Source organism: Pseudomonas sp. AN-1, assembly GCF_034057115.1.
GTDB lineage: Bacteria > Pseudomonadota > Gammaproteobacteria > Pseudomonadales > Pseudomonadaceae > Geopseudomonas.
Map to the genome: position 1 here is coordinate 122,621 of NZ_CP139195.1, position 25,775 is coordinate 148,395.

Here is a 25,775-nt window from a genome sequence, read left to right on the forward strand (position 1 = left end):
GCATCGCTCCATCGCGCCGCTCACGCCCTGTCGGTTCCCTTCTGAGGATAGGCGCAACGCGGCCGGCTTGTCGGCAGCCGGCCGTCGCTAGCGCGGGTGCTGGCGCTGCGCGTCGTGGCTTTCCTGCACGAGGGGTTGCGGCGGGTTCTGCCGGTTGCTCTCTTCTTCCAGATAGGCCAGCAGGGCGCTGATCTCGACCTCGCCCAGGCGCAGGTTGGGCATGGGGACGCGGTTGTATTGCTCAAGCAGCGCCATGGCCAGCGGATCCTTCTCGGCCAGCATGCGGTCGGGCTCCCTGATCCAGCGGCTGAGCCAGGCCGGGTCGCGGCGGCGGGTCACGCCGAGCAGGTCCGGCCCGAGGCTGCGCAGCCCGGCGTGCCGGGTGTCGCCGAGGGTGTGGCAGGAGGAGCAGCGCGTGCGGTAGATCTGCTCGCCGGCCGATGGTGTGCGTACGTCGGGGGCCTCGGCGTAGTCGTTGTGCACGACGCTGGCCTGCTTCCAGTTGTGCAGGACGCTGCCGAGACGGTCGGCGAGGATGTACGGATTCTCGAAGGGCGAGGCCTTCATCCAGCGGCCGGTGCTCTGGTTGCCGATGATCAGGCTCAGGTTGTGGTCGCGGGTGCCGCTGGCGTCGACCTGCTGGTCGTCCACCCCGTCGATGAACAGGCCGAGCTTCTGGCGCAGCAGGTTGATCTCGTCGTAGTCGCCGGTGAGGAACTGCCAGCCCGGGCCGATGTTGAACTTCTCGGTGTAGCGCTTGAGCACCTCCGGGGTATCGGAGATCGGGTCGATGCTGATCGAGTAGAGGAAGACGTCGCGGCCGACCCTCTCGCCAAGCAGGTTCTGCACCTGGCGCAGGCGGGCGGTTTCCAGCGGGCAGGAGTCGCCGCAGGCGGTGAAGATGAAGTTGATCGCCACCACCTTGCCCTTGATCAGGTCGTCGAAGAAGCGGACCTTCTGGCCGTCCTGGTTGATCAGGACGATGTTGGGGAAGTAGTCCCGCCCCCAGGGGGAGATGGAGCCGCTCGCCGCGCTGCTCTCGCTGGCGGAGGTGGCGGCCGCCGGACTCAGCGCGCCGAGCAGGGCGAGCGACAGCAGCAGCGTGGTGAGGACGGATCGGGCGGTGCGGGGCTGGCTGGACATGGCTTCGGCTTCCCGTGCTGGGTCCGCTGGCGGGCGGAGCTGGTTCGCCCTCGCGGACAGTCCGTTTCGCAGGATCCCGCCCGCGTCCGGGGAACTCCCGGGCGCGGGCGGGAGGCTCAGAGCGCCTTGAGCGGTACCGTGACCTCGCCGTGGATCGAGCGGATGGTCGCCGTGGGGGCCGCTGCCGGGCCGCTGCCGGTGGTTTCCACGGAAAGCCGCCAGGATCCGGCAGAGGTCAGGGTGGCCTTGCCCAGGCTGAGAGGCCCGCTGCGGGTCGCGACCGTCACCTCGATGCTGTTGCCGCTCGGCAGCGAGGTCCGTCCGCTCAGTTCCCAGCGATAGCGGTTGCCGCTGCGCGAGCGGACCTCGGCAGTGGTGACCTTCAGGTCTTCGGCACTGGGCGCCGGGTTGACCGTCACGCTGATCGTGGCCGGGCTCGAGACGCCGCCCTGGGCGTCCCTGGCCGAGTAGGTGAAGGTCGCGGTCAGGGGCTCGCTCAGCGTGGTCGGCGGGGTATAGAGCACCCGGTCGCCGTCGGTGCTGGCGCTGCCCTGGCCGTGGAACGGCGGGTTCAGGTCGACGATGCTCAGCGGCTGGCCTTCCGGATCGCTGTCGTTGGCCAGCACGTCGATGCTGATCGCCGCGCCAGCCCTGGTGCTGGCGCTGTCGGCCATGGCCACCGGCAGCTGATTGGCGGGCGGGGTGCCGCCACCACTGCCGCCGTCGCCGCCCGTACCGCCAGCGCTACCGCCGGTGCCGCCACCACTGCCGCCCGTGCCGCCTCCCGAGCTACCGCTGCCGCCGCTGCTGCTGCGGGCAGTGGGAAGGGCCACCGAGCCGGCGTACTGCACGCCATCCCAGGTCGGCAGGGGCGTCGGCATGAACTGGAACTGGCCGGGGTGCTCCAGGTCCCAGCGCAGCAGCATCGCGGTGTCTTCGTGCTGGGTGTTGTGGCAGTGCTCGACGTAGGTGCCGGCGAACTCGCGGAAGCGCAGTGCCACCTCGACCTCGATGGAGCCATCGACCTCCGGCCCGACGCGATAGACGTCCTTGCGCGCCCACTTCTCCCACTCCGGCGGCTCCCGGCCGTCGCGGCTGAGGATGACGCCTTCCTCGAAGTGCACGTGCACGGGATGGCTCCAGCCCCCGCCGCCGTTCTCGATGGTCCATACCTCGAGGGTGCCGTCGCCGCTCCAGCCGGCGTCGGTCGGACCGTTGGCCAGCTGGGGCGCTGCCGAGATCCGCCGCGGGTCGGCGGCATAGCCGAGGCCGCCGTCGGTCTTGACGGTCCAGGGTTCGGCATCGGTGCCGTCGGAGCGGCCGAACGTGAAGTGGCGCTTGCGGGCCTGGGCGAGCTTGGCCCGGTCGGCAACGCTGTTGCGGTCGATGGTCAGCGGGATCATCTTCTTGCCGGCGGCCTTGCCGGGCTTGGCCGGCTCGTATTCGGCAGGGTTCATGCTCAGGTCATTGCCGCCATAGGTGACGACCCGCAACTGCAGGAACTTGCCGACCACCGGATCGCCGTCCCGCCAGCGCGCGCCTTTGCTGGTCTGGTCGAGGGTCGCCTTGTATGCCTCGGACAGCACCTCGCCAAGCGACAGCTCCTTGTTCGACGGGCCCTTGCCGGTGTCGTGCTCCATCAGGTTGACGAGGTAGAGGTGGTCTCCCGGGCGGATGCCGTGCCGGGCGAAGTCGATGATGATGTCATAGCGCTCGGCGATGGCCTGGGTCGGCAGGATGCCGTGGTGGTCCTTGCGGTCGCCGTCGCCGTCCAGATCCATGCTGCCGTCGAAGGGCACGGCGTGCTCCATGATGTTGCCGTCGTTGGCGATCATGTGGAACGGCACCCGGTCGTAGGACACGCCCGAGCCCTTGGGCCCCTTGAACTCGCCGCCGCTGCCCTGGATCTCGCGCACCACGGCGATCTTGAAGTAGCGCGACACCGAGCCGTTGAGGAGGCGGAAGCGGTAGCTGCGTGCGCGCACCTCCATGTAGGGCTTGTACAGCCAGTTGACCACCATCTGGTCGCCGAGGAAGCCGTCGGTGTTGAACGGGTTGAACCACAGCTGGCCCCGGTCGTCCCAGGCCTTGTCGGCCATCACCAGGTTGACGTCGTAGTCGCGGTTGCCCCAGGGCAGCGCCGAGCCGCTGGGGAAGCGCAGGTTGACGCCGTCGTCGAACGCCTCGTTGCCGCGGTCGACGGCGCTGTAGTAGTTCATCACCGCGGCGTTGCCCTTGTAGACGTTCTGCGCGGTGAAATCGAGCATGTGGTCGTGGAACCAGTGGGTGCTCATGGTCTCGCGCCAGTCGCCGCGAATCCTGATCTTGCCGTCGTCGCCACAGGTTCTCGGGCCGGGGTTGAGGTCGTTGACCCAGAGGGTCTCTCCCGGTGCGCAGGGGAAGGCGGCTCGCGGATCCTCCGCCCTGGTGTTGATGCTGTCGTAGCCGGCCAGCTGCACCGGCCAGCGATAGTCGTAGTACTGGCCGGGGAAGAAGAAGGCGTTGGCGAAGCCGTCGCTCTCGGCCGGGACATGACCGTTGTGCTCGTGGGTGCTGATGGTGTGCAGGCCGAAGCCGCGGTTGGCCGCCGGGTCGATCGGCAGGGCGTTGTAGTGGCGCATCAGCATCGGCTGGCCGTAACGGACCATCAGCAGCTTGGGCGGCAGGGTGCCGTCGAAGGTCCACAGCGACTTGTGATTCTGCACCGGCATGTTCGGGTGGAGGCGGATGCCGATGCCGGCTGTGGTGCCGGCGGTCGCTGGCGTGCCGGCGGTGTTGTGGTAGAGGCCGCCGGGGCCGAATTCGCCGACCGCGTAGCCGTGCAGCTGCCGGCCGTTGCGCACGCCACCGTTGACCCGCGCCCCTGCCTGTACCGTCTTGAACGCGGCCTGGGGATAGAACTCGTTCCAGCGCTGGTGCGACCAGCCCTTGCCCGGCGGGCGGCCCTCGGCCGGCGAACTGACGTAGCGGTTGAGGAAGTGCTCGATCTGGGACTTCCACGGGTTGGGGTCCAGCACGTTGGAGTACTGGGCCGGGAACGGGAACAGCCCCGGCTGCCTGAGAAAGTCGTCCAGCGCCGAGGAGGGCGGACCGCTGCGGGCAACGCTGAGCGGATCCTGGGCCGGAGCCGGGCCGAGGCTCGGCGGTGGCAGCGGCAGGGTGCCGGCCGGGGCGCCGGGGTCGAGCCTCTCCAGGCCGAACTCCTCGAAGCGCAGCACCTGCTGGGTGAAGGGCTGGGCGCCGAACAGCGGGCTTGCCGTGCCGTTGGTCGGGTAGTTGAACGAGGTCTGCTGCAGCGGCTGCAGCACGTTCTCGGCGGTCGGCGTGTTCTTGTCGCCGCTCACCCCGTTCGGCAGGTCGTAGGCGCCCTTGTTGGCCTTCGGCCAGCTCTCCATCTCGTGCAGCGTCTCGTCCGGATGCTCCGGAGCATCGACGTAGGCCGAGGGGTCGGTCGGCGGCGGCTGGCTCTCGTCGTCCAGGGAGCCGGCAGCGCTGCCGGGCAGGCTCAGGGTCGCCAGGATCGCCCAGGCGACGGCCGATAGCTGGAACAGGCTCGCGGAAGATGATTTCTTGTCCATGTTGTCCTCACCCTGCTGCACGGATAGACGCAGACGCGCGTGCATTGTCGGGCGCGCGTCGACCATCGGAACGATGGCGTTCACCGCGACTGGATGCTCCACGACGGAGGAGAACGGCGACTCGGCGCGGGTCGGCGCCGTTGCGGAGCCGATCAGGACGAGAGGTCTTGCCTCGGTGCTTCCAGTGCATACCGGATTGCGCGGCCGGTTGCTCCCGGCCGGGCACTGCTTCCGTTGATCGAGCCCTTCCCGTGATGCTTCCCGTGATGGCAGAAAGGTATCGTCAGTGGAGACCAAGCAAGCATGGTGCCAGGCGGCACGGAGCCATCGCCAGGCGCGGCAGCCAAGGGCGGGCAGCGCCTGCCCCCCAGGCGAGGCCTCGTACCTGGCGTCGGGGGGTGGGGAACTTTCCCCGTGGCTGGGGGTATCGGCCCCGGTTGTGGGGAAGGCGCCGTCCCTCAGGGCCGGCCGAGAGTCTTCTGGCGGAGGATGTAGAGGGTCACCAGCACGGCGCTGGTCAGCATGAACAGGCGGGCCGGCAGCAGCGGCACCAGGTAGCAGGACAGCAGGATGCTCGCCCACATCAGGCCGATGGCCCAGGCCTTGGCGCGGAAGGGGATGCCCTGGCCGTCGAGGTAGTCGCGGATCCACGGGCCGAGGCGCGGGTGGGTGACCAGCCAGACGTAGACGCGCCGCGAGCTGCGCACGAAGCAGGCGGCGGCCAGCAGCAGGAAGGGGGTGGTGGGCAGCACCGGCAGGAAGATGCCGAGCACGCCCAGCGCCACGCTCAGCCAGCCGATGCCCAGCAGCAGCCAGCGCAGCCAGGCGTGACGTATCTCGGCGGGTTCGCGTGGCGCCATGCGGCGCGGCTCAGTGCTGGCGGGGCTTGAGCAGCGCCGGCTTCTCTTCCGGAGCCTGGCAGAGCAGGAACAGCGCGGTAAGCAGCTCGGGGATCTGGTCGATCATGCTGTCGACCAGGTCACGGTCGCTGGCGATCTCGGCGAACTCCGGCTCCTCGTCGAACAGGCCGGAGCCGACCATGATCGGCAGCAGCAGCTCGCTGACCTCGTCCTCGGCGTTCTCGAACCACACGGCCTCGCGCAGGAACACGCCCTCCATGAAGCCGATGCACCAGCCGCGCAGGTCGGAGTCGTCGGGGTCGTCGCCCAGATCGAGGTCGCAGGGCAGCTCCATGTCCTCGTCGCTGGCCAGCTGGCGGCCGATGTGCGCCTTGAGCTGGATCAGCGAGGCTTCGATCTCCTCGCGCTCGGCGTCGCTGCGGTAGTGCGGCGGCTCGGCGAACAGGGCGTCGATCCACTCGCGCTCCGGTACCGGATCGGGGCAGATGGACAGGGCGGTCAGGTAACCGTGGGCGGCCACGTAGTCCAGCGCTTCCTCATGCAGGTCGTCGGCATCGAGAAAGGCTTGCAGGCGGGACAGTTGCTCGGCGAAGGACATCGGGACACTACCTCGGGAAGAATGCGCGCTCGATTGTAGACGAGCAGTGGGCGCGCTGCCAGGCGAGTGGCGCACGGAACCGGGTGCGGGCTGGCGTATAATGCCCGGCTTCATCCGGAGGCCCCATGCTCGATTCCGCCCTGCGCACCCTCAAAGACGTGTTCGGTTACGACGCTTTCCGCGGCAACCAGGCGCGGATCATCCAGCACGTGAGCGAAGGCGGCGACGCCCTGGTGCTGATGCCCACCGGCGGCGGCAAGTCGCTGTGCTTCCAGGTGCCGGCGCTGCTGCGCGACGGCGTGGCGGTGGTGGTGTCGCCCTTGATCGCGCTGATGGACGACCAGGTCGCCACCCTCGACGAGCTGGGCGTGGCGGCGGTGGCGCTGAACTCCACGCAGACGCCCGAGGAGCAGCGCGAGATCGCCGAGCGCCTGCGCCGCGGCGAGATCAAACTGCTCTACCTGGCCCCCGAGCGCCTGGTGCAGCCGCGCATGCTGGCCTTCCTGCAGCGCCTGCCGATCGCCCTGTTCGCCATCGACGAGGCGCACTGCGTGTCGCAGTGGGGCCACGACTTCCGCCCCGAGTACCTGCAGCTCGGCCAGCTCGCCGAGCTGTTCCCCAACGTGCCGCGCATCGCCCTGACCGCCACCGCGGACAAGCGCACCCGCGAGGAGATCGTCCAGCGCCTGCACCTGGAGCAGGCCGAGCGTTTCCTCTCCAGCTTCGACCGGCCGAACATCTTCTACCGCATCGTGCCCAAGGATCAGCCGCGCAAGCAGCTGCTGGCCTTCCTCGCCGGGCGTCGCGGCGACGCCGGCATCGTCTACTGCATGTCGCGCAAGAAGGTCGAGGAGGTGGCCGCCTTCCTCTCCGAGCAGGGCTATCCGGCGCTGCCGTACCACGCCGGGCTGGCCAGCGAGCTGCGCGCGCACAACCAGAAGCGCTTCATCAACGAGGAAGGGCTGATCATGGTGGCGACCATCGCCTTCGGCATGGGCATCGACAAGCCCAACGTGCGCTTCGTCGCTCACCTCGACCTGCCCAAGTCGCTGGAGGCCTACTACCAGGAAACCGGCCGCGCCGGCCGCGACGGCCTGCCCTCGGAAGTGTGGATGGCCTACGGCCTGCAGGACGTGCTGTTCCTGCGCCAGATGCTGCAGAACTCCGAGGGCGACGAGCAGCACAAGCGCGTCGAGCGCCACAAGCTGGAGGCCATGCTGGCGCTGTGCGAGGAGTCGCGCTGCCGTCGCCAGGCGCTCCTGGCCTACTTCGACGAGGAGCTGGCGCAGCCCTGCGGCCACTGCGACAACTGCGTGGAGGGCGTGGAGACCTGGGACGCCACCGAGGCGGCGCGCCTGGCGCTGTCGGCCATCTACCGCAGCGGCCAGCGCTACGGCGTCGGCCACCTGGTCGACATCCTGCTCGGTCGCGAGAGCGACAAGGTGCGCTCGTTCGGCCACCAGCAGCTGGCGGTGTTCGGCAAGGGCAAGGAACTGGCCGAAGCGGACTGGCGCACGCTGTTCCGCCAACTGGTGGCGCGCGGCCTGGCCGATATCGACCTCGACGGCTTCGGCGGCCTGCGCCTGACCGACGCCTGCCGGCCGCTGCTGCGCGGCGAGGTCAGCCTCGAGCTGCGCCGCGATCTCAAGCCGCAGCGCGCGCAGCGTTCCAGCGGCGGGCCGAGCCAGGCCAGCCAGCTGGTGCGCGGCGACGAGCGGCCGCTGTGGGAGGCGCTGCGCACCCTGCGCCGCAAGCTGGCCGAGGAGCACAGCGTGCCGCCCTACGTGATCTTCCCCGACGCTACCCTGCTGGAGATGCTGCGCAGCCAGCCGCAGTCGCTGTCCGAAATGGCCCAGGTCAGCGGCGTCGGTGCGCGCAAGCTGGAGCGCTACGGCCAGGCCTTCCTCGACGTGCTCACCGACAGCCCCGCGGCGCCGGCCGTACCGGCGGTGGTCACCGACCTGCGCCACGAGCTGGTCAGCCTGGCCCGCTCGGGCATGACCCCGGCGCAGATCGCCCGCCAGCTCGACTGCTCGGAGAAGAACGTCTACAGCCTGCTGGCCGAGGCCATCGGTCGCCAGCAACTGAGCCTGGAGCAGGCGCTGGACCTGCCCGAGGAGCTGCTCGGCGAGATCCACGACGCCTTCCTCGACGGCGACGGCGAGCTGCCGCCGGTGGCGGCGCTGGCCGAGGCATTCGACGGCCGCGTGCCGCTCGGCGTGCTGCACTGCGTGCGCGCCGCGCTGGAGGTCGAGCTGGGCGCCTGAGCCGGCGCACTGTCCCCCATCGGGTTGCTGACGGGGGAGAGTTGCGGATAAATACTTAGCAGGCTAATGTTTAGCTTGTTGATATTTAGGAGGGTATGAAATGGCGCATTCCGATCACCGCCTCGGCGCCGAGGTCGCCCTGCTGGCGCGCACCTGGCGGGCCGAGCTGGACCGCCGCCTCAGCCACCTCGGCCTGTCGCAGGCGCGCTGGCTGGTGCTGCTGCACCTGGCCCGGCATGCGGAGGCGCCGACCCAGAGCGAGCTGGCGGCGCTGGTCGGCGTCGAGTGCGCGACCCTGGCGCGCCTGCTCGACGGCCTCGAGGCGCAGCAGCTGGTGCGCCGGGTGACGGTGGCCGAGGACCGCCGCGCCAAGCGCATCGAGCTGCTGCCGCAGACCGCCGCGCTCATCGCGCAGATCGAGGCGATCGCCGGCGAGCTGCGCAACGAGGTGCTCGCCGACATCGACCAGCAGGAGCTGGAGGTCTGCCAGCGGGTGCTCGGCCGGATGCAGGCCAACCTGGAGCGGCTGTGATGGGGCACGACCTCGATGCCTTGCGCGAGCGCTTCGGCGCCCGCTACCCGGCCTGGCTGCTGGCCCTGCTGATCCTCTCCACCATGACCATGGTGCTGGCCTCCACCAGCGTCAACGTCGCCCTGCCGGCGATCATGGCCGAGTTCGCCATCGGCCGGCCGCTGGCGCAGTGGCTGATCACCGGCTTCCTCGCCGCGATGACCTCGGGCCTGCTGCTGTCGTCCTGGGCGCAGGCGCGCTTCGGCGCCAGGCGCACCCTGCTGGGCACCTTCGGCCTGTTCATGGCCACCTCGCTGGTGGCGCCGCTGGTGACCTCGATCTGGCCGCTGATCGGCCTGCGCATCGTCCAGGGCCTGTGCGCCGGCCTGGTCCAGCCGCTGGCCATGGTGCTGATCTTCCGCTCCTTCCCCGACCGCGGCCGCGGCCTGGCGCTCGGCCTGTTCGGCCTCGGCGCGATGATGGCGCCGGCGCTGGGGCCGACCCTGGCCGGCTATGTGGTCGATCACTTCGGCTGGAGCGCGATCTTCTGGCTGCCGGCGCCGATCTGCGTGATCAGCGTGATCGGCGGCGCCCGCCTGCTGCCGAGCTTCCGCTCGCTGACCCCGCCGCGCCTGGACGTGCCGGGCTTCGTCCTGCTCAATCTGGCGCTGTTCGGCATCCTCGGCGGTCTGGCCGAGGCGCAGCGCTTCGGCTGGCTGGCCGGCGTGACCCTGGTGCCCGGCGGCATCGGCCTGGCCTGCCTGGCGGCCTTCCTCTGGCGCTGCAGCCGCCACGAGGCGCCGCTGCTGCCGCTGCGCCTGTGGCGCAACGCCAGCTTCCGGCGCACCAGCTGGGTGGCGATGGTGCTCGGCGTCGGTCTGTTCGGCGTCACCTACCTGATCCCGCTGTACGTGCAGACGGTGGAGCACTACAGCGCCGCCGACGCCGGCCTGGTGCTGCTGCCCACCGGCCTGGTGCTGGGCGTCGCCGCCTTCGTCGGCGGCTGGCTGAGCGACCGCCTGGCGGCGCGCTGGCTGCTGGTCGGCGGTCTGGCGCTGCTGGCGCTGTCCGCCGCCGGCCAGGCGCTGCTGGGCGATGAGGGCGGCTTCTGGGCGATCTGCGCCTGGGCTTCGCTGGGGCGCTTCGGCCTCGGCGGCATCCTGCCCGGGGTGAGCACCGCGGCGGTGCAGGACCTGCCGGCCGAGGAGCTGTCCAGCGCCACCGGCGCCACCACCTTCATGCGTCAGCTCGGTGGGGCGCTGGGCATCAACCTGCTGACCTTCTTCCTCGAATGGCGCCACGAGGCCGAAGGCGGCGATGCCCTGGGCAATGCCCTGGCCTTCCAGCAGAGCTTCTGGCTGCTGGCCGCGCTGTTCGCCCTGGCGATCTGGCCGGCCTGGCGCCTGCGTGGCAATCGCTGAGGCGGCAGGCGGGGCGCTATCATGGCGGCCCGCCCGTTTTCCGTTCAGGACCCCGCGATGAGCATCGGCAGACCCGAAGTCGAGATCACCTACTGCACCCAGTGCCAATGGCTGCTGCGCGCCGCCTGGCTGGCGCAGGAACTGCTGTCCACCTTCGGCGACGATCTGGGCAAGGTCAGCCTGGTGCCGGGCACCGGCGGGGTGTTCCGCATCACCTGCGACGGCGTCGAGATCTGGGAGCGCAAGGCCGACGGCGGCTTCCCCGAGGCCAAGGTGCTCAAGCAGCGCGTGCGCGACCGCATCGATCCGGGTCGCGACCTCGGCCACAGCGACCGTCCGCGCCGCGAGTGACGAAGTGCGCCGACGAGCGGCGCACTTTCCCGGCTGTGACTATGCTGCGTTAACGAGGCCCCGCGCCCATGCGCGGCGCCTCCTGACGCCAGCAAAGATCCTGCAGCTCCAGCCGGAGGTGGCTGATGGACTGTGCCCAGCCTTGCCCGTCGAAATGCGCACGTCGTCCGTCGCGTCCGCGGACTGCCCCGGCTCCTGCCGTTTCCCGTGACCGTCTGCGCAGGGCGCGACCATGCGGTTGCTGATCGTCAGCGACACCTGGGAGCCGCGGGTCAGCGGCGTGGTCACCTGCCTGCGCGCGCTGGTGATGGAGCTGGAGGAGCTGGGCTGCGAGGTGGGCGTGCTGTCGCCGCTGGATTTCCGCTCGCTGCCCTGCCCGGGATACCCCGAGATCGCCCTGGCATGGGACATCTGGCGGGTGGCGGCGAGGATCGAGGCGTTCGCCCCGGACGCCGTGCACCTGGCCACCGAAGGGCCGCTCGGCTGGGCGGCGCGGCACTGGCTGCAGCGCCGCGGACTGGCCTTCTCCACCGCCATGCACACGCGCTTTCCCGAGTTCGTCCATGCCCGCTGGCCGGTGATCCCGCTCAGCCTGGGCTATGCGTGGATGCGCGCCTTCCACCGGCCGAGCGATGCGGTACTGGTCAGTACCGTGCGCATGCAGGCCGAGTTCGCCCGCCAGGGCTTCGCCCATCTCGGCCTGTGGCGCAAGGGCGTCGATATCCGCCAGTTCCAGCCGCGCCTCGAGCCGGACGAGGGCGCGCCGGTGTTCCTCTACGTCGGCCGCCTGGCGCCGGAGAAGACCCTGGAGGCCTTCCTCGACCTCGAGCTGCCGGGCGAGAAGCGCGTGGTCGGCGACGGCCCGCTGCGCGGTGAGCTGCAGCGACGCTATCCGCAGGTGCGCTTTCTTGGCTACCTGCGCGGCGAGACGCTGGCCGAGGCCTACCGCAGCGCCAGCGTGCTGGTGTTCCCCTCGCGCACCGACACCCTCGGCCTGGTGATGCTCGAGGCGCTGGCCTGCGGCACGCCGGTGGCCGCCTTCCCGGTCAGCGGCCCGCTGGACGTGCTGCGCCAGGGCGTCAGCGGGGTGATGGACGAGGACCTGCAGCGCGCCTGTCTGCAGGCGCTCGAGCTGGACCGGCGCGCCTGCGCCGAGGAAGCGCGGCGCCAGTCCTGGCAGGCCTCCGCACTGGAGTTCCTCGCCCGCCAGCCGCGCCTGGACGGCGCTCCCTGTCTGCCGGCCGAGCGGCTCAGCGCCGAACGCGCCGCACCCTGAGCGGTCAGCGCGGCAGGCGTGCGCTGACGAAGGTGGCCAGCACGATCAGCGCGCCGCCGCCGAAGATGCGCAGGCTCGGTATCTCGGCGAACAGCAGCCAGGCGAAGCAGATCCCGTAGACCGGCTCCATGGCGAACACCACCGCGGCGGTGCGCGCCTTGAGCACGCGCAGGCTGGAGACGAACAGGCTGTGGGCGAGACCGGTGCACAGCACACCGAGCAGCGCCAGCCACAGCCAGTCCAGCGGCGCGATGGCCGGCAGCTGCGGTGCTGCCAGCGGCAAGAGGCACAGGGCGATGGTCAGGTTCTGCCACAGCGCCGCCTGCGCCGGCTCGATGCCGCGGGCGCTGACCCGGTTGGTCAGCGACAGCAGGGCGAACAGCAGCCCGGACAGTACCGCCCACAGCAGGCCCTGACTGGCCTGGCTGGCCAGCTCGAACTGCGGCGTCACCAGTACCAGGCCCAGGCAGACCAGGCCGACCACGGCGAACTCGCCCGCGCGCAGCCGCTCGCGGAACAGCAGGCCCTCGAGCAGCAGGGTGAAGGCCGGGAAGCTGGCGAAGCCGAGGGTGGCGATGGCCACGCCGGATACCTTGACCGCGTGGAAGAAGGTCAGCCAGTGGGCGCCGAGCAGCAGTCCGCCGAGCGCCAGCAGGGCCAGCTGACGCAGGCTGGGGCGGCCAGCGGAAGCATTGCGGGCGAGGGCGAGGAACAGGCCGAGGGCGAGCACGGCGAACGCCGCGCGCCCGGCGGTGATCGCCAGCGGCGCGGCTTCGGCCAGCTTGCCGAACACCCCGGTGAGGCCGAACAGCAGGGCGCCGAGGTGCACGGCGAGCAGGGCGTTGCGCGGGGTCATGGGCGGCGACTCGCGGGGGCGGGCGACGGCAGGTGCGGGGGCATGCGGTGGTTCCGGGCAAAGGTGCCCAGTTTACCCGTCTGCCGGCGCCTGTCATCGCCCTGCCGCCGGGCTGTCATTCGGCGTACACGGCGGCGCCGCACCATCGGGGCAAACCCGCCGGAGGCCGTCGATGACCCTAGCCCAGCCGCTCCTGCCCAAGTGCAAGCAGTACGTGCGCACCCTGTGGATCTCCGACGTGCACCTGGGGACCCGCGATTGCCAGGCCGAGCGCCTGGAGGCCTTCCTCAAGGGCTATGCGCCCGAGCGGGTCTACCTGGTCGGCGACATCATCGACGGCTGGAAGCTGCGCAGCTCGGTGTTCTGGCCGCAGAGCCACACCAACGTGATCCGCCGGCTGATCAACATGAGCCGGCGCGGCACCGAGGTGATCTACGTCACCGGCAACCACGACGAATGCCTGCGCCGCTATGCCGACCTGGTGCTGGGCAACATCCGCCTGGTCGACGAGGCCGAGCACCTGACCGCCGACGGCCGCCGCCTGCTGGTGCTGCACGGCGACCAGTTCGACGTGATCACCCGCTACCACCGCTGGCTGGCCTTCCTCGGCGACTCCGCCTACGAGGTCACCCTGACCCTCAACCGCTGGCTCAACCACTGGCGCCAGCGCTGGGGCTACGGCTACTGGTCGCTGTCGGCCTGGCTCAAGCACAAGGTCAAGGGCGCGGTCAGCTACATCAGCGAGTTCGAGGAGGCGCTGGCCCACGAGTGCACCCGCCGCGGCTTCCACGGCGTGGTCTGTGGCCACATCCATCACGCCGAGATCCGCCGCATCGGCGCCATCGAGTACCTCAACTGCGGCGACTGGGTGGAGTCGTGCACGGCGCTGATCGAACACCTGGACGGGCGCATCGAGCTGTACCGCCTGGCCGCCGGCGGCGGGCTGCCGGTCGCGGCCGAGCCGCTGGCGGAGACGCTGACATGAGGCTGCTGATCGTCAGCGATGCCTGGGCGCCGCAGGTCAACGGCGTGGTCACCAGCCTGTGCGCGCTGGTCGGGGAGCTGGAGCGTCTGGGCCACCAGGTCGGTGTGCTGTCGCCGCAGGAGTTCCGCACGCTGCCCTGCCCGGGCTACGCGGCCATCCCGCTGGCCTGGGATGTCTGGAAGGTCGGCGCGAAGATCGAGGCCTTCGCCCCGGATGCCGTGCACCTGGCCACCGAGGGGCCGCTCGGCTGGGCGGCGCGGCGCTGGCTGCGGCGGCGCGGCTGGGCGTTCTCCACGGCGATCCACACGCGCTTTCCCGAATACGTGAGCGGCCGCTGGCCGTGGCTGCCGCTGGACTGGGGCTACGCCTGGCTGCGCGCCTTCCACCGGCCGAGCCGGGCGGTGCTGGTCAGCACCGAGCGCCTGCAGGCCGAGTTCGCCGCGCGCGGCTTCGAGCGCCTTGCGCTGTGGCGCAAGGGCGTCGACCTACGCCAGTTCCAGCCGCGCCTGGAGGCGGGCGAGGGCGCGCCGCTGTTCCTCTACGCCGGGCGCCTGGCGCCGGAGAAGAACCTCGAGGCTTTCCTCGAGCTCGAGCTGCCGGGGGCGAAGCGGGTGGTCGGCGACGGTCCGCTGCGCGGCGAACTGCAGCGGCGCTATCCGCAGGTGCTCTTCGACGGCTACCTGCCGGCATCGCAGCTGGCCGAAGCCTACCGGGCGGCCAGCGTGCTGGTGTTCCCCTCGCGCACCGACACCCTGGGGCTGGTGATGCTCGAGGCGCTGGCCTGCGGCACCCCGGTGGCAGCGTTTCCGGTGGCCGGCCCGCTGGACGTGCTGCGCCAGGGCGTCAGCGGGGTGATGGACGCGGATCTGCGCAGCGCCTGCCTGCAGGCCCTTGCGCTGGATCGCCACGCCTGCCGGGCCGAGGCGCAGCGCCAGTCGTGGCAGGCCTCGGCGGCGGAGTTCCTCGCCCACCTGCCGCGCCGCGACGGCACGGCCGGCGGCGCAGCCGCAGCCGTTCAGGGCTGAGCGAGGCGCTCGCCACTGAACACCAGCGTCTCCCTGCAGCGCCGGCACAGGTAGCGGCGCCCGCGCAGCACCAGCGCATGGCGCTGCGCGGTGAAGGGGAATTCGCCGTCCGGGCAACTGCAGCGGTACAGGTAGTGCCGCTGCCGGCGTTGCACTTCATACGAATGGCAGCGCTCGGCCGGCAGGCCGTAGACGCCGGTCATGATCCGCTGCCACTCCCCGCCGTGCGGGCGGATGCCGGCGCCGAACAGCTGGTGGGCGACCAGGTGCGCCACCTCGTGGGCCACGGTCTGGCGCAGGAAGTGTTCGCGATTCTCGCGGTACAGCTGGGCGTTGAAGCGCAGGCGGTTTTCGGTGAGGTGGGCGACGCCTGCCTTGAGGCCGCGCAGGCGCAGGCTGACCTCGGGGCGCGGGAAGCGGCGGGCGAAGAAGGCTTCGGCCTGCTGGTAGCAGGCCTCGACGCGGGCGAGCAGCTGTTCGGGCATGGGCGGGACGGGGCAGAGGGGGTGGGCGCCGATTATGCCAGCGCCGTGCGGCACAAACAGCAAGGCCGCCCGCAGGCGGCCTCAGGTGGAATGGTCCGTGATTGTTCTTGTTGGACTCGACCGGACCTACGCCAGGTTGTCTTGCTGGACCGGCTTCAGCTGGCGTACACCGGACCGACGCCGAAGCCCCACAGCACCACCGAGATGGCCATTATCGCCACCAGTACCACCAGGCCCACGGCCAGCACCGAGCTGGAGAACATGAAGCCTTCGTCCTTCGGAATGTTCATGAAGGAGGGGATGCCGACATACAGCAGGTAGGCCGTGTAGCACACCGCAGCCGTGCCGACCGCCATGGCCAGCCACAGGTTGGGGTAGAGCGCCGCCAGGCCGCCGATGAACAGGGGCGTGGCGCAGTAGGCGGCGAACACGATGGAGTCGGTCAGGCTGGGCTGGGCGTCATAGGTGCGCGACATCCAGTGGATGAACGCGCCCATCACGGCGACGCCGGCCAGCATGGCCAGGTAGGACAGCACGGTCATCTGCAGCGCGCTCGACTCGGTCAGGCGCACCGCCTCGCCGCCGGCGATCGACCAGCCGACCTGGGTGGTACCGATGTAGGCGGATACAACGGGGATCGCCGCCAGGATGAGTACATGGCTCAGATACATATGGCTGATGCTTTCTTTCTCGCCACGAATCTCTTGCCATTCTTGATCAGGATGGGTGAAGAGCCCCCAGACGTGGTGAATCATGATCGGACACCTCTTCGTTTTATATGCGGATCGCCCCTGACAAGGCGCCGGAGGCACGTGGCCAGTGCCGTCCGGTGCCGGGTCGTCCTCTGCGACCTTATGACGCAGTATAGGCGCGCATCCGCGGGCGGCGGCCGGGGAGGGTAGAGCGATTTCGCCTCTCAGCGGTGGTTGTAATAGCGCTCGAGAATTTCCATGGCCTTGTTGATCGACTGCAGGCGGGCGGTGCTGCCGCCCCGGTCGGGATGGTGCTGGCTGACCAGCTGGCGGTAGCGCAGGCGGATGGCGGCGTAGTCGGCGCGGGCGTCGAGGTCGAACAGCTCCAGTGCCGCCTGGCGCTCCTCGCCGCCGTGCATGCGGGTCCAGAAGCTCTGCAGCAGGCGCTCGACGTCGCGCTCGGTGGTGTCGCGCAGGTGCGCCTCGTCGAGGTAGTAGCTGCGCAGCGGGTCGTGCCCGGTCAGTCCCTGCACGCCTTCCTGCCAGGGCAGCAGGCGAATCAGCAGCGGGCTGATCTCCAGATGCGCGCGGCGCTCCTGCCACAGGCGGTCGCGCAGGCGGTACAGGGCGTTGAACAGCACGAAGTGGGTGCGGTACAGCACCAGCTTGTCGGCCAGCGGCAGCTGCGGGATGTGGGTGCAGTGCTGCGCCCGCAGGCGGCGGATCAGCTGGTGCTCGCTGAGGCCGTCCGGCACCTGGCGCAGCAGGTCGAGCAGCTGCTCCATCAGCTCGAGGGCGGGATCGAAGGAAGTGTTCATGCGGGCAGCCTAGCATGCGTCCGGGCGCCGCCACGGCGCGCCTGCGCGGGACGTGACCGGCCTCGCAGGCCGCGGCGGCGACCGCCGGCGCCGAGGGGGCTGGGGTGCGCGGGCGTTTGTGCGTAAAATGGCTGGTTTTCGCATTCCCCTTTCGCACTCCCTTTTCGTAGAGCACCGGATTCCACACCACCATGGGCACCCTTTCGGTCAACCAGAACAAGCTGCAGAAACGCCTGCGTCGCCTGGCCGGCGAAGCCGTCACCGACTTCAACATGATCGAGGACGGCGACAAGGTCATGGTCTGCCTGTCCGGCGGCAAGGACAGCTACACCATGCTCGACGTGCTGCTGTATCTGCAGAAGGTCGCGCCGATCAAGTTCGAGATCGTGGCGGTGAACATGGACCAGAAGCAGCCGGGCTTCCCCGAGCACGTGCTGCCCGAGTACCTGAAGTCGATCGGCGTCGAGTACCACATCATCGAGAAGGACACCTACTCGGTGGTCAAGGAGAAGATCCCCGAGGGCAAGACCACCTGCTCGCTGTGCTCGCGCCTGCGTCGCGGCACCCTGTACACCTTCGCCGACCAGATCGGCGCGACCAAGATGGCCCTCGGCCACCACCGCGACGACATCCTCGAGACCTTCTTCCTCAACATGTTCTACGGTGGCACCCTCAAGGCCATGCCGCCCAAGCTGCTCTCCGACGACGGCCGCAACGTGGTGATCCGCCCGCTGGCCTACTGCAGCGAGGCGGACATCGAGGCATACGCCCAGCTCAAGGAGTTCCCGATCATCCCGTGCAACCTGTGCGGCTCGCAGGAGAACCTGCAGCGCCAGGTGGTCAAGGAGATGCTCCACGAGTGGGAGCGCAAGTCGCCGGGGCGCACCGAGATCATGTTCCGCGCCCTGCAGAACGTGGTGCCCTCGCAGCTGGCCGACCGCAACCTGTTCGACTTCCAGAGCCTGAAGATCGACGACGACGCCACGCCGCGCTTCATCGACGTGATGAGCCTCTGACCCGGAGCGGCCGGCCATGCGCGACTACCAGTGGCTGCACGAGTACTGCCTGAACCGCTTCGGCTCGGCGGCCGAACTGGAGGCGCACCTGCCGCAGGCCAAGTCGGCGGCCGAGCTGCGCGCGATCGGCGACGACCGCTACCTGTCGCTGCTCAGCCTGCGGGTGTTCCGCGCCGGCCTCAGGCACAGCGTGGTGGACGCCAGGTGGCCGGCCTTCGAGGAGGCGTTCTTCGGCTTCGACCCGCACAAGGTGGTGCTGATGGGCGCCGAGCATCTGGAGCGGCTGATGCAGGACGCGCGGCTGATCCGCCACCTGGCCAAGCTTGCGAGCGTCCCGCGCAACGCCCAGTTCGTCCTCGACATCGCCCGCGAACACGGCAGTTTCGGCGCCTGGCTGGCCGACTGGCCGGTCGATGACATCGTCGGCCTGTGGCGGCAGCTGGGCAAGCGTGGCAGCCAGCTCGGTGGCCTGTCCGCACCGCGCTTCCTGCGCATGGCCGGCAAGGACACCTTCATCCCCAGCGACGACGTGGTCGCCGCGCTCAAGGCCCAGGGTATCGTCGACAGGGCGCCGAGCAGCCAGCGCGATCTGGCCGCCGTGCAGGCCGCCTTCAACGCCTGGCAGACGCAGAGCGGGCGGCCGTTGTGCCAGCTGTCGATGATGCTGGCTTTCACTGTAAATCACTGAAAAGCTTCAGTTTTTTGTCGCAGGGGTGCGGCAGTGGGTCGCGCAGACGGCGCAAGTAGCAGAGGAAGTCACATTCTGCTCGATAAAATTTGCAAATGGGGTCGATAGACGGCATAGTCGCGCATCATCAATTTTCAGCGACACGGTCGTGCCCATGCTCAAGCGCTTCGCACCCCTCGTGCCAATCACCCTGGCCCTCCTGCTGACCGCCTGTGCCAGCACCTCGCAGCAGCACAGCCTCGATGCCAGCTCGCACAGCCTGTCCTTCGAGCTGGATGCCGAAGCCGCCGCCAAGGCGCAAGAGAGCAGCATCGAAGAGCAGCTGCTCGACGACAAGCCCTACGAACTGCCGGCTCTCAGCAACCTGCTGGTGCGTGGCTTCTCGCTGATCGGTACCCCGTACCGTTTCGGCGGCACCTCGACTTCCACCGGTTTCGACTGCAGCGGCTTCATCGGCTACCTGTTCCGCGAGGAAGCCGGCATCAAGCTGCCGCGCTCGACCCGCGAGATGATCAAGATGCCGGCACCCAAGGTGGCTCGCCACGACCTGCAGCCCGGCGACCTGATCTTCTTCGCCAACCGCGGGCGGGTGAACCATGCCGGCATCTACATCGGCGACGGCGAGTTCATCCACTCCTCCAGCACCCGCAGCGGTGGCGTGCGGGTGGACAAGCTGTCCAGCGACTACTGGAACAGCCGTTACCTGATGGCCAAGCGCGTCATCGACGAGTGATCGCGCGCTGAAGTTGCCGGCACCCGGACTGCGTTCCCGCTTGCGCAGTCTGCGGCCAGCCGTCTAGGGTCAAAAGGAATTTCGCAAGGATCCGCCGATCATGTCCGTGTCGAGCCGTCTGGCCGGTCTCGCCGTTGTCCTCCTGCTTGCGGCCTGTTCCTCGCAGGCGCCGCTTCCCCCGTCTGCCGGCTCGTCGCTTCCCCCGGTTTCCGCCGAGGCGGAGGACGTGCTGATCCGCGCCATCGGCCTGGTCGGCACCCCCTATCGCTGGGGCGGCAACACTCCCGAGAGCGGTTTCGACTGCAGTGGCCTGATCGGCTATGTCTATCGGGATGCGGCGGGGCTGCAGTTGCCGCGCACGACCCGCGAGATGAGCGCCCTGCGCGTGCCGAGGGTGCCTCGCCAGCAGCTGCGCTCCGGCGATCTGGTGTTCTTCGCCACCAGCGGTGGCGGCCGGGTCAGTCATGCCGGCATCTACGTGGGCGAGGGCCGTTTCGTGCATGCGCCCAGCACGGGCGGCACGGTGCGCCTCGACAGCCTGAGCAACGGCTACTGGCAGAAGAGCTACCTCGATGCGCGCCGCGTGCTGGGCGGGGCCCGCCTGGCGCGTAATCCCTGAGCGCCCGCGGCGCTCCCTGCCGCGGCTGCCGGGGCTCAGTCGCGCTCCCAGTTCACGTCCAGATGGGTCTCGTTGTTCGTGTAGGTGTAGCTCACCGTGCCGTCGTAGGCGGCCTGCAGGGCATGGCCGATGCGGTTGGCCAGGTGCGTACCGGTGGTGCCGACCACCAGCTTGCCGCCTTCCTCGCTGATCCCGATCAGGCGCTCCAGGGCATGCTCCTTGCGCTCCATCTCCTCGGTGTTGCGGATCAGGTTGACGATTTCCTCGCGATGTCCCCGCAGGAAGGCTCCCGACAGGTTGACGTTGCCGGCAGCATCGTTCTCGGCGATGCGTCGGCAGGCCGGGCAGGTGACGCTCTCCGGCTGGCTGCCGGCCTCGCGCTGCCACGACCAGCGTCCGGCGTTGTAGTAGGCGCCGCAGCCCGCGCAGTGGGCGGCGCCGGCCGGATGCTGGTGGGCCGTGTCGCGATCATGGTGCTGAGGCTGGTTCAGCTTTTCTTTGTGGCCCTGCTGATGCTTGTCCATCACCGACTCCCGCTGAAAGAATTCTTCTGCCGGCCGCAGCCTGCCTGCGCCGGACGCGTGTCCGTCCCAGTCTGGAAGGCTCACCGGCGGACAGATCCATTATGGCCAAGCCGTCGGTGGCAGCCTTAGTTGCTTTTGCTGTTGGCAGGTGGCTCGAGATAGCGATTCGTCCTCAGACGAGCCTGCCTTGCGGGTGCCGTCGCCCGGTATAGGCTTGCAGGACGAGGCGGCGCTTCCATGCCGCCGCCGGGAGACGGCGATGAAGCACAAGGCGCAGATCGAAGTACCCATCCCCGACCGGGTGGCGGCCGGCAGGGCCCTGGCCCGGCTGCTGGAGCGCTACCGCGGCCAGCCGGACGCCATCGTCCTGGCCCTGCCGCGCGGCGGCGTGCCGGTGGCCTGGGAGATCGCCCGCGAGCTGGGGTTGCCGCTCGACCTGCTGCTGGTGCGCAAGCTCGGCATGCCCGGTCACGAGGAGTACGCCATGGGCGCCATCGCCAGCGGCGGGGTGCGCGTGCTCAACGCGGAGGCGCTGCGCTACAGCCGGGTCGACGAGCACGCCCTGGAGGCGGTGACGGCGCGCGAGTGCCGGGAGCTGGAGCGGCGCGACCGCCTGTACCGCGGCGAGCGTCCGCAGCCTGAACTCGGGGGCAGGGTGGTGCTGCTGGTCGACGATGGCCTGGCCACCGGCTCGACCATGCGCGCGGCGGTGCAGGCAGTACGCCAGCAGACGCCGGCGCGCATCGTGCTGGTGGCGCCGGTGGCCTCCACCGAGGCCCTCGCCATGCTCGAGCCGCTGGTCGACGAGGTGGTCTGCGCGCTGGTGCCGGACTGGCTGTCGTCGATCGGCGAGTGGTACCGCGACTTCGGCCAGACCAGCGATGGCGAGGTGCAGGAGCTGCTGCGCCAGGCCTGGAGTCGGACGCCGTAGCGCCGCGCCGGCCTATTCCCAGCGGCCGGGCTGGTAGGAGAACACCGGCAGCGACCACGACCAGCGGATGGCGGCCAGGCGCAGGGCCAGGCCGAAGCCGAAGGAGGCCAGCAGGGTCAGGTCGTGGTTGACGCCCAGCCGCTCCAGCAGCAGGTAGAGCATGGCCACCAGCATCGACACGCTGGCGTACAGCTCGTGGCGCAGCACCACCGGCACGCGCTGGCAGAGGATGTCGCGCAGGATGCCGCCGAAGATGCCGGTGATCATGCCGGCCATGATCACCACCGGGGTCGAGTACTCCAGCTTCAGGGCCACGTTGCAGCCGATCACGGTGAAGGCGATCAGGCCCATGGCGTCGAGGACCAGGAACACCTTGTGCAGATGGTGCATGAAGCGGGCGACCAGCATGGTGAACAGCCCGGCGCCGATGGTCAGGTAGATGTAGGGCGGGTGCTGGGTCCAGCCGACCGGGAAGTTGCCCAGCAGCATGTCGCGCACGGTGCCGCCGCCGAGGGCGGTGATGAAGGCGATCAGCGCCACGCCGAACATGTCCATGTTGCGCCGTCCGGCAGCCAGGGCGCCGGACATCGCTTCGGCGGTGATGGCGATGATGTAGATATAGGTGAGCATCACGGGAGGACTCCTCGAGTCTGGATCGCCTCTCCCTCTGTCCTCTGTACCTGAGAGTTTTCGCGGCCGTTCGACCGCTTTGCCCCTTCGGTGGGTTGCCCGCAGCAACCTCTCTCCAGTTGGCGTGATCGGATCTTCGCAGTTCATGGGCCTGAGCGATTATGGGAGTTTGCGCCTTCGGCGGAGCGTTCGGGGTGACCGCAACGCTCACTCTCCTGCGAAGCGCCGCATTATACGGCGCGGCCGGCAACTTGCCAGCCGGGACGGGCGAATGCGCTGCGCCGGCCCGACGGTGGGGCCGGGCGACGCGTCAGTTCAGCGCCCGGCGCAGCACCTCGATGCAGAACTCCTTCTCGTAGGGCGGCACGTTGCACTCGATGATGTCGGTCGGCGCCACCTGCAGGCGCAGGCCGGTGATGTCGGCGCGCACCGGCTGGCGGCTGACGCAGCGGTCCACCAGCACCGCCGAGCGCACCTCCGCGGCGCCCAGCCGGGCCAGCCAGGCGCAGGCGCGCAGCAGCGAGTGGCCCTCGTAGAGCACGTCGTCGACCAGCAGCAGGCGGGTGCGGGCCAGGTCCAGGGCGGCCAGGTCGGGGTTCTCGGTCAGCGCGGTTTCCGGGTGCAGCAGGCTGAGGTCGTCGGCGTAGCGCTTCAGGTGCAGCGGATACAGCGGCCAGCGCGGCAGGCCGCGCGCCACCAGCGCCTGTTGCAGGCGTGCGGCCAGCGGCTCGCCGCGACGCAGGATGCCGACCAGCGCGACCTCCTGGCTGGGCTGGAACAGCGCTGCCGCCTGGCGCGCCATGGCGTCGATCACCGCTACCAGCTGCGGTGCCGAGTACAGGCGGAAGCGTTCGCCGGCAGGTTTGCTGTCCATGGTCGGCTCTCCGGAGTTTACTCGCTACAGCCTAGCTCAGGCGTCCAGCGCCTCCAGCCGTGCCAGCCAGGGGGCGCGCTCGGCATCGTCGACGAAGGCGGCCTCCAGGCTGTTGCGGGCGATGCATGCCAGCTCGGCGCGGCTCAGCCCGAGCGCCGCGGCGGTCTGCCGGTAGTTCTCCAGCACGTAGCCGCCGAAGTAGGCCGGATCGTCGGAGTTGATCGTCACCTTGAGACCGGCGTCGAGCAGGCTCTTCAGGTTGTGGTCGGCCAGGCGCGGGAACACGCACAGCCTGACGTTGGACAGCGGGCAGACGGTCAGCGGCACCTGGTCGCGGGCCAGGCGCTCGAGCAGCGCCGGGTCCTCGGCGGCGCGCACGCCGTGGTCGATGCGCTCCACCCTGAGCAGGTCCAGCGCCTCGACGATGTAGGCCGGCGGGCCTTCCTCGCCGGCGTGGGCGACGACGTGCAGGCCCAGCTCGCGGCAGCGCTCGAACAGGCGGGCGAACTTGCTCGGCGGATGGCCGCGCTCGGAGGAGTCGAGGCCGACGCCGTGGATGCGCGACAGGTGCGGCAGCGCCTGCTCCAGGGTGGCGAAGCCGTCCTCCTCGCTGAGGTGGCGCAGGAAGCAGAGGATCAGTCGCGAACTGATCTCGTAGCGACTCTGCGCCTCGCGGCAGGCGCGCTCCAGGCCGTCCAGCACGGTCTCGAAAGGCACCCCGCGGGCGGTGTGGGTCTGCGGGTCGAAGAACAGCTCGGCGTGCACCACGCCGTCGGCGGCAGCGCGCTCGAAGTAGGCCATCGCCAGGTCGTGGAAGTCCTGTTCGTGGAGCAGCGCGGCGGCGCCGGCGTAGTAGAGGTCGAGGAAGCTCTGCAGGTCGCTGAAGGCGTAGGCAGCGCGGGTTTCCTCGACGCTGGCCCAGGGCAGGGCGACGCCGTTGCGTGCGGCCAGGGCGAACATCAGCTCCGGCTCCAGGGTGCCCTCGATGTGCAGGTGCAGTTCGGCCTTGGGCAGGGCGCGCAGGTAGGTCTCGAGATCCATGAGTGCTCCGGGAGGGCGGTTGGTTTATCGAAACATAGCCGGGGCGCCCGGCCCTGCCAATCACGGACGGACAGAGTTCAGGGCCGCGAGGATGCGTGCGTCGTGCTGGTACATGTCCGGGCGGAAGCGCAGGCGGCCGTCGCGGTCGGCCTCGGCCGTCCAGTAGGCGAGCAGGATGGGCACCGGCTGCGGCAGTCCGAAATCGCGCGTGCGCCCGCTGGCCAGCTGCTCCTCGAAGCGCGCGCGCTGGGCCGGGCTGGCGTCTTCCAGCAGGTAATCGAGCAGGCGCACGACCTGCTCGACCCGCACGCAGCCGGAGCTGAACACCCGCGGCAGCTTGTCGAAGAGGTGCTGGCTGGGGGTGTCGTGCAGGTACACGGAAAACGGGTTGGGGAAACGGATGGCGACCCGTCCCAGCGGATTCTTCGGGCCGGCCTCCTGGCGCAGCAGGATGCCGCGGGGATCGTTCCAGTCGACCTGGTGGGGGTCGAGGGTGTTGCCCTGGTAGTCCAGCACGCGCAGCTGGTGGGTATCGAGGAAGCCGATGTCGCGGCGGATTTCCGGCAGCTTGTCCTCGCGCATGATGGTCGGCGGCACCGTCCAGGTCGGGTTGAGGGTCAGGTGGCTGATGCGCGACTTGAGCAGCGGCGTGGCGCGCTCGGGGCGACCGACCTGGGTGCGCGCCTGCCAGACCTCCTCGCCGTTGCGCTGGAAGGCGATCCGCGCGCCGGCGACATCCACCACCACCATGGTCGGCTCCATTTCGCGGGCCAGCCAGCGCAGGCGCTCGAGGTTGACCCGCACCTGGTCGCGGCGGGCGGCGGGGCTGACGTTCAGTTCGGCCAGGGTCGCCGGGCCGAGCACGCCATCGGGCTGCAACTGGTGGCGGCGTTGGAAGGCCTCCAGCGCATCCACCAGCAGCGGGTCGTAGCGCTCGCCGCTGGCGTCGGCGCGGCGGGTGCTGGTGGCCGTTTCGCCCAGGTAGCCCGCGGCCGCAAGGCGGCGTTCCAGCAGTGGCACGCGCGGATCGCTGCGCCCGGGGCGCAGCAGCGGGCCGGCGGGAACGGTCTCCCAGTCCGGCAGCGGCTGGCGGCGCAGCTCGGCCCAGGCGCGGCGCAGGTTGGCGTAGGCGGGCAGCTGCGGGCGGGCCTGGGTGAAGGTTGCCGGCAGGTCGTCGAGGCCCGTGGCGGCCTGGGGCGTCGGCAGCGTCGGGCGCGGCGGGGGCTGGACCTGCGGCGAGTGCCAGAGCGGCTCCACGCTGGCGCGGTCGAGCTTGCCCCAGGCGAGGTGCCGCAGCGCCTGCAGGTAGGCATGGCTGGCCAGCAGGTCGGCGCAGTCGGCATGCGCCGCCTGGCCATTGGCCTGCTGCCCCAGGCGGCGCAGCGTGGCCACCTGGTAGTCGTCGGGGGACAGACCGTCGTCGCTCAGCTGTTCGAGCTGCTCCAGCAGGCCGGCCAGCCGGGCGCCGGCCTGCCAGACGGGGGCGAAGGCATGCTGGCGATAGAACTCGAGCAGGGCCGCGCGCTCCGTCTCGGTCAGGTGGACTGCCGGCGCGGCGCAGGCCAGCGTCGGCTGCGGCTGCTCGAGGGCATGGCGCAGCGTCCCGCCCGCCGGCTCCGGCGCAGTGGCGGCAAAAGAAAATGGGCTGGCGAGCAGCAGGATTGCCAACCACGGTGTATGTTTTTTAGACAAGCGCTCGACTCCAGACCTACGTTTGCTTGCTAGAATGCCCGACTTTCCGGGCAGCGGCATGGCAGAACGCCGTTTGTGCGCGCCGGATCATAGGCAGGACGGCAGAATCAACGACAGGGCGTCACGGATCGGCAGACCGTCACGACGGCAGGCAGCGTGGG

25 protein-coding genes and 2 riboswitches are annotated in these 25,775 nt (G+C 69.9%); of the genes, 12 read left to right on the forward strand and 13 right to left on the reverse strand.

From position 1 onward, the window contains the following. Positions 1-87: 87 nt before the first annotated feature. From SK095_RS00540 to SK095_RS00555, 4 genes are all read right to left on the reverse strand, one after another. Complete coding sequence (locus tag SK095_RS00540) at positions 88-1,143, reverse strand: SCO family protein (protein WP_320547537.1); 1,056 nt, start codon at positions 1,141-1,143, stop codon at positions 88-90. Positions 1,144-1,259: 116 nt separating this feature from the next. Further along, positions 1,260-4,721 (reverse strand): Ig-like domain-containing protein, encoded by a 3,462-nt coding sequence (locus tag SK095_RS00545; protein ID WP_320548939.1) that lies wholly within the window; start codon positions 4,719-4,721, stop codon positions 1,260-1,262. Positions 4,722-5,179: 458 nt separating this feature from the next. Next, on the reverse strand, positions 5,180-5,581 hold the full coding sequence (locus SK095_RS00550) for a YbaN family protein (protein WP_136488469.1): 402 nt from the start codon (positions 5,579-5,581) through the stop codon (positions 5,180-5,182). Positions 5,582-5,591: 10 nt separating this feature from the next. Further along, positions 5,592-6,179: a YecA family protein gene (locus SK095_RS00555; RefSeq protein ID WP_136488468.1), complete on the reverse strand. Its 588-nt coding sequence runs from the start codon at positions 6,177-6,179 to the stop codon at positions 5,592-5,594. Positions 6,180-6,304: 125 nt separating this feature from the next. On the opposite strand from SK095_RS00555, the gene recQ reads away from it, so the two are divergent. The 5 genes from recQ to SK095_RS00580 all read left to right on the forward strand — a co-directional run bounded on the left by recQ (position 6,305) and on the right by SK095_RS00580 (position 12,005). Then, a complete protein-coding gene (recQ, locus tag SK095_RS00560) occupies positions 6,305-8,446 on the forward strand; it encodes a DNA helicase RecQ (protein WP_320547538.1) in 2,142 nt (713 codons plus the stop codon). Between the two features lie 100 nt (positions 8,447-8,546). After that, positions 8,547-8,978 carry a MarR family transcriptional regulator gene (locus SK095_RS00565; RefSeq protein WP_136488466.1) on the forward strand — a complete coding sequence of 144 codons (432 nt, stop codon included), beginning with the start codon at positions 8,547-8,549 and terminating at the stop codon, positions 8,976-8,978. Next, on the forward strand, positions 8,978-10,378 hold the full coding sequence (locus tag SK095_RS00570) for a DHA2 family efflux MFS transporter permease subunit (protein WP_136488465.1): 1,401 nt from the start codon (positions 8,978-8,980) through the stop codon (positions 10,376-10,378). The genes SK095_RS00565 and SK095_RS00570 overlap by 1 nt, the downstream gene beginning before the upstream one ends. A gap of 57 nt (positions 10,379-10,435) precedes the next feature. Beyond that, complete coding sequence (locus SK095_RS00575; RefSeq protein WP_136488464.1) at positions 10,436-10,729, forward strand: SelT/SelW/SelH family protein; 294 nt, start codon at positions 10,436-10,438, stop codon at positions 10,727-10,729. A 232-nt stretch (positions 10,730-10,961) separates the two neighbouring features. After that, a complete protein-coding gene (locus tag SK095_RS00580) occupies positions 10,962-12,005 on the forward strand; it encodes a glycosyltransferase family 4 protein (protein WP_136488463.1) in 1,044 nt (347 codons plus the stop codon). A gap of 4 nt (positions 12,006-12,009) precedes the next feature. On the opposite strand, the gene SK095_RS00585 is transcribed toward SK095_RS00580, so the two are convergent. Next, positions 12,010-12,861 (reverse strand): DMT family transporter, encoded by an 852-nt coding sequence (locus SK095_RS00585; protein WP_320547539.1) that lies wholly within the window; start codon positions 12,859-12,861, stop codon positions 12,010-12,012. 172 nt (positions 12,862-13,033) lie between these two features. Here SK095_RS00585 and SK095_RS00590 point away from each other — a divergent pair, with 172 nt between their 5' ends. Both SK095_RS00590 and SK095_RS00595 read left to right on the forward strand, forming a co-directional pair. Further along, on the forward strand, positions 13,034-13,846 hold the full coding sequence (locus SK095_RS00590; RefSeq protein WP_201486162.1) for a UDP-2,3-diacylglucosamine diphosphatase: 813 nt from the start codon (positions 13,034-13,036) through the stop codon (positions 13,844-13,846). After that, positions 13,843-14,871 carry a glycosyltransferase family 1 protein gene (locus SK095_RS00595; RefSeq protein ID WP_320547540.1) on the forward strand — a complete coding sequence of 343 codons (1,029 nt, stop codon included), beginning with the start codon at positions 13,843-13,845 and terminating at the stop codon, positions 14,869-14,871. Before SK095_RS00590 ends, SK095_RS00595 begins: the two co-directional genes overlap by 4 nt. Here SK095_RS00595 and SK095_RS00600 read toward each other — a convergent pair. The 3 genes from SK095_RS00600 to SK095_RS00610 form a co-directional block, all read right to left on the reverse strand. Continuing rightward, entirely contained in the window at positions 14,862-15,356 is a 495-nt protein-coding gene (locus SK095_RS00600; protein ID WP_201486164.1) for a SprT family zinc-dependent metalloprotease, read from the reverse strand. The two genes, SK095_RS00595 and SK095_RS00600, sit on opposite strands and share 10 nt — an antisense overlap. Positions 15,357-15,511: 155 nt before the next feature. Then, positions 15,512-16,111, reverse strand: a complete 600-nt coding sequence (locus SK095_RS00605) for a Yip1 family protein (protein ID WP_136488458.1) — start codon at positions 16,109-16,111, stop codon at positions 15,512-15,514. Positions 16,112-16,272: 161 nt separating this feature from the next. Next, on the reverse strand, positions 16,273-16,866 hold the full coding sequence (locus SK095_RS00610; protein ID WP_320547541.1) for a DNA-J related domain-containing protein: 594 nt from the start codon (positions 16,864-16,866) through the stop codon (positions 16,273-16,275). A 191-nt stretch (positions 16,867-17,057) separates the two neighbouring features. Here SK095_RS00610 and ttcA point away from each other — a divergent pair, with 191 nt between their 5' ends. The 4 genes from ttcA (at position 17,058) to SK095_RS00630 (ending at position 19,922) form a co-directional block, all read left to right on the forward strand. Continuing rightward, positions 17,058-17,882 carry a tRNA 2-thiocytidine(32) synthetase TtcA gene (ttcA, locus tag SK095_RS00615; RefSeq protein ID WP_136488456.1) on the forward strand — a complete coding sequence of 275 codons (825 nt, stop codon included), beginning with the start codon at positions 17,058-17,060 and terminating at the stop codon, positions 17,880-17,882. Between the two features lie 16 nt (positions 17,883-17,898). Further along, complete coding sequence (locus tag SK095_RS00620) at positions 17,899-18,570, forward strand: DNA-3-methyladenine glycosylase I (protein WP_320547542.1); 672 nt, start codon at positions 17,899-17,901, stop codon at positions 18,568-18,570. Positions 18,571-18,724: 154 nt separating this feature from the next. After that, positions 18,725-19,303, forward strand: a complete 579-nt coding sequence (locus SK095_RS00625; protein ID WP_201486167.1) for a C40 family peptidase — start codon at positions 18,725-18,727, stop codon at positions 19,301-19,303. A gap of 100 nt (positions 19,304-19,403) precedes the next feature. Then, entirely contained in the window at positions 19,404-19,922 is a 519-nt protein-coding gene (locus SK095_RS00630; protein WP_320547543.1) for a C40 family peptidase, read from the forward strand. A gap of 35 nt (positions 19,923-19,957) precedes the next feature. On the opposite strand, the gene SK095_RS00635 is transcribed toward SK095_RS00630, so the two are convergent. Continuing rightward, positions 19,958-20,446 (reverse strand): BCAM0308 family protein, encoded by a 489-nt coding sequence (locus SK095_RS00635; RefSeq protein WP_136488452.1) that lies wholly within the window; start codon positions 20,444-20,446, stop codon positions 19,958-19,960. A 259-nt stretch (positions 20,447-20,705) separates the two neighbouring features. Between SK095_RS00635 and SK095_RS00640 the strand changes: the two genes are divergently transcribed. After that, on the forward strand, positions 20,706-21,377 hold the full coding sequence (locus SK095_RS00640) for a phosphoribosyltransferase (RefSeq protein WP_320547544.1): 672 nt from the start codon (positions 20,706-20,708) through the stop codon (positions 21,375-21,377). 12 nt (positions 21,378-21,389) lie between these two features. On the opposite strand, the gene SK095_RS00645 is transcribed toward SK095_RS00640, so the two are convergent. The 4 genes from SK095_RS00645 to SK095_RS00660 form a co-directional block, all read right to left on the reverse strand. Continuing rightward, entirely contained in the window at positions 21,390-22,010 is a 621-nt protein-coding gene (locus tag SK095_RS00645) for a trimeric intracellular cation channel family protein (protein ID WP_201486170.1), read from the reverse strand. A gap of 24 nt (positions 22,011-22,034) precedes the next feature. Continuing rightward, a riboswitch (glycine riboswitch) is annotated at positions 22,035-22,136 on the reverse strand. Continuing rightward, a riboswitch (glycine riboswitch) is annotated at positions 22,137-22,235 on the reverse strand. It lies immediately after the preceding riboswitch. 82 nt (positions 22,236-22,317) lie between these two features. Beyond that, entirely contained in the window at positions 22,318-22,881 is a 564-nt protein-coding gene (locus SK095_RS00650; RefSeq protein WP_320547545.1) for a phosphoribosyltransferase family protein, read from the reverse strand. A gap of 36 nt (positions 22,882-22,917) precedes the next feature. After that, positions 22,918-23,922, reverse strand: a complete 1,005-nt coding sequence (locus tag SK095_RS00655) for an adenosine deaminase (protein WP_320547546.1) — start codon at positions 23,920-23,922, stop codon at positions 22,918-22,920. Positions 23,923-23,982: 60 nt separating this feature from the next. Next, complete coding sequence (locus SK095_RS00660; protein ID WP_320547547.1) at positions 23,983-25,590, reverse strand: L,D-transpeptidase family protein; 1,608 nt, start codon at positions 25,588-25,590, stop codon at positions 23,983-23,985. Positions 25,591-25,775 lie beyond the last annotated feature (185 nt).

Coding starts and splice junctions, on each gene's coding strand:
- SK095_RS00540 (WP_320547537.1), bottom strand. CDS start 1,143: ATGTCCAGCCAGCCCCGCACCGCCCGATCCGTCCTCACCACGCTGCTG.
- SK095_RS00545 (WP_320548939.1), bottom strand. CDS start 4,721: ATGGACAAGAAATCATCTTCCGCGAGCCTGTTCCAGCTATCGGCCGTC.
- SK095_RS00550 (WP_136488469.1), bottom strand. CDS start 5,581: ATGGCGCCACGCGAACCCGCCGAGATACGTCACGCCTGGCTGCGCTGG.
- SK095_RS00555 (WP_136488468.1), bottom strand. CDS start 6,179: ATGTCCTTCGCCGAGCAACTGTCCCGCCTGCAAGCCTTTCTCGATGCC.
- recQ (WP_320547538.1), top strand. CDS start 6,305: ATGCTCGATTCCGCCCTGCGCACCCTCAAAGACGTGTTCGGTTACGAC.
- SK095_RS00565 (WP_136488466.1), top strand. CDS start 8,547: ATGGCGCATTCCGATCACCGCCTCGGCGCCGAGGTCGCCCTGCTGGCG.
- SK095_RS00570 (WP_136488465.1), top strand. CDS start 8,978: ATGGGGCACGACCTCGATGCCTTGCGCGAGCGCTTCGGCGCCCGCTAC.
- SK095_RS00575 (WP_136488464.1), top strand. CDS start 10,436: ATGAGCATCGGCAGACCCGAAGTCGAGATCACCTACTGCACCCAGTGC.
- SK095_RS00580 (WP_136488463.1), top strand. CDS start 10,962: ATGCGGTTGCTGATCGTCAGCGACACCTGGGAGCCGCGGGTCAGCGGC.
- SK095_RS00585 (WP_320547539.1), bottom strand. CDS start 12,861: ATGACCCCGCGCAACGCCCTGCTCGCCGTGCACCTCGGCGCCCTGCTG.
- SK095_RS00590 (WP_201486162.1), top strand. CDS start 13,034: ATGACCCTAGCCCAGCCGCTCCTGCCCAAGTGCAAGCAGTACGTGCGC.
- SK095_RS00595 (WP_320547540.1), top strand. CDS start 13,843: ATGAGGCTGCTGATCGTCAGCGATGCCTGGGCGCCGCAGGTCAACGGC.
- SK095_RS00600 (WP_201486164.1), bottom strand. CDS start 15,356: ATGCCCGAACAGCTGCTCGCCCGCGTCGAGGCCTGCTACCAGCAGGCC.
- SK095_RS00605 (WP_136488458.1), bottom strand. CDS start 16,111: ATGATTCACCACGTCTGGGGGCTCTTCACCCATCCTGATCAAGAATGG.
- SK095_RS00610 (WP_320547541.1), bottom strand. CDS start 16,866: ATGAACACTTCCTTCGATCCCGCCCTCGAGCTGATGGAGCAGCTGCTC.
- ttcA (WP_136488456.1), top strand. CDS start 17,058: ATGGGCACCCTTTCGGTCAACCAGAACAAGCTGCAGAAACGCCTGCGT.
- SK095_RS00620 (WP_320547542.1), top strand. CDS start 17,899: ATGCGCGACTACCAGTGGCTGCACGAGTACTGCCTGAACCGCTTCGGC.
- SK095_RS00625 (WP_201486167.1), top strand. CDS start 18,725: ATGCTCAAGCGCTTCGCACCCCTCGTGCCAATCACCCTGGCCCTCCTG.
- SK095_RS00630 (WP_320547543.1), top strand. CDS start 19,404: ATGTCCGTGTCGAGCCGTCTGGCCGGTCTCGCCGTTGTCCTCCTGCTT.
- SK095_RS00635 (WP_136488452.1), bottom strand. CDS start 20,446: ATGGACAAGCATCAGCAGGGCCACAAAGAAAAGCTGAACCAGCCTCAG.
- SK095_RS00640 (WP_320547544.1), top strand. CDS start 20,706: ATGAAGCACAAGGCGCAGATCGAAGTACCCATCCCCGACCGGGTGGCG.
- SK095_RS00650 (WP_320547545.1), bottom strand. CDS start 22,881: ATGGACAGCAAACCTGCCGGCGAACGCTTCCGCCTGTACTCGGCACCG.
- SK095_RS00655 (WP_320547546.1), bottom strand. CDS start 23,922: ATGGATCTCGAGACCTACCTGCGCGCCCTGCCCAAGGCCGAACTGCAC.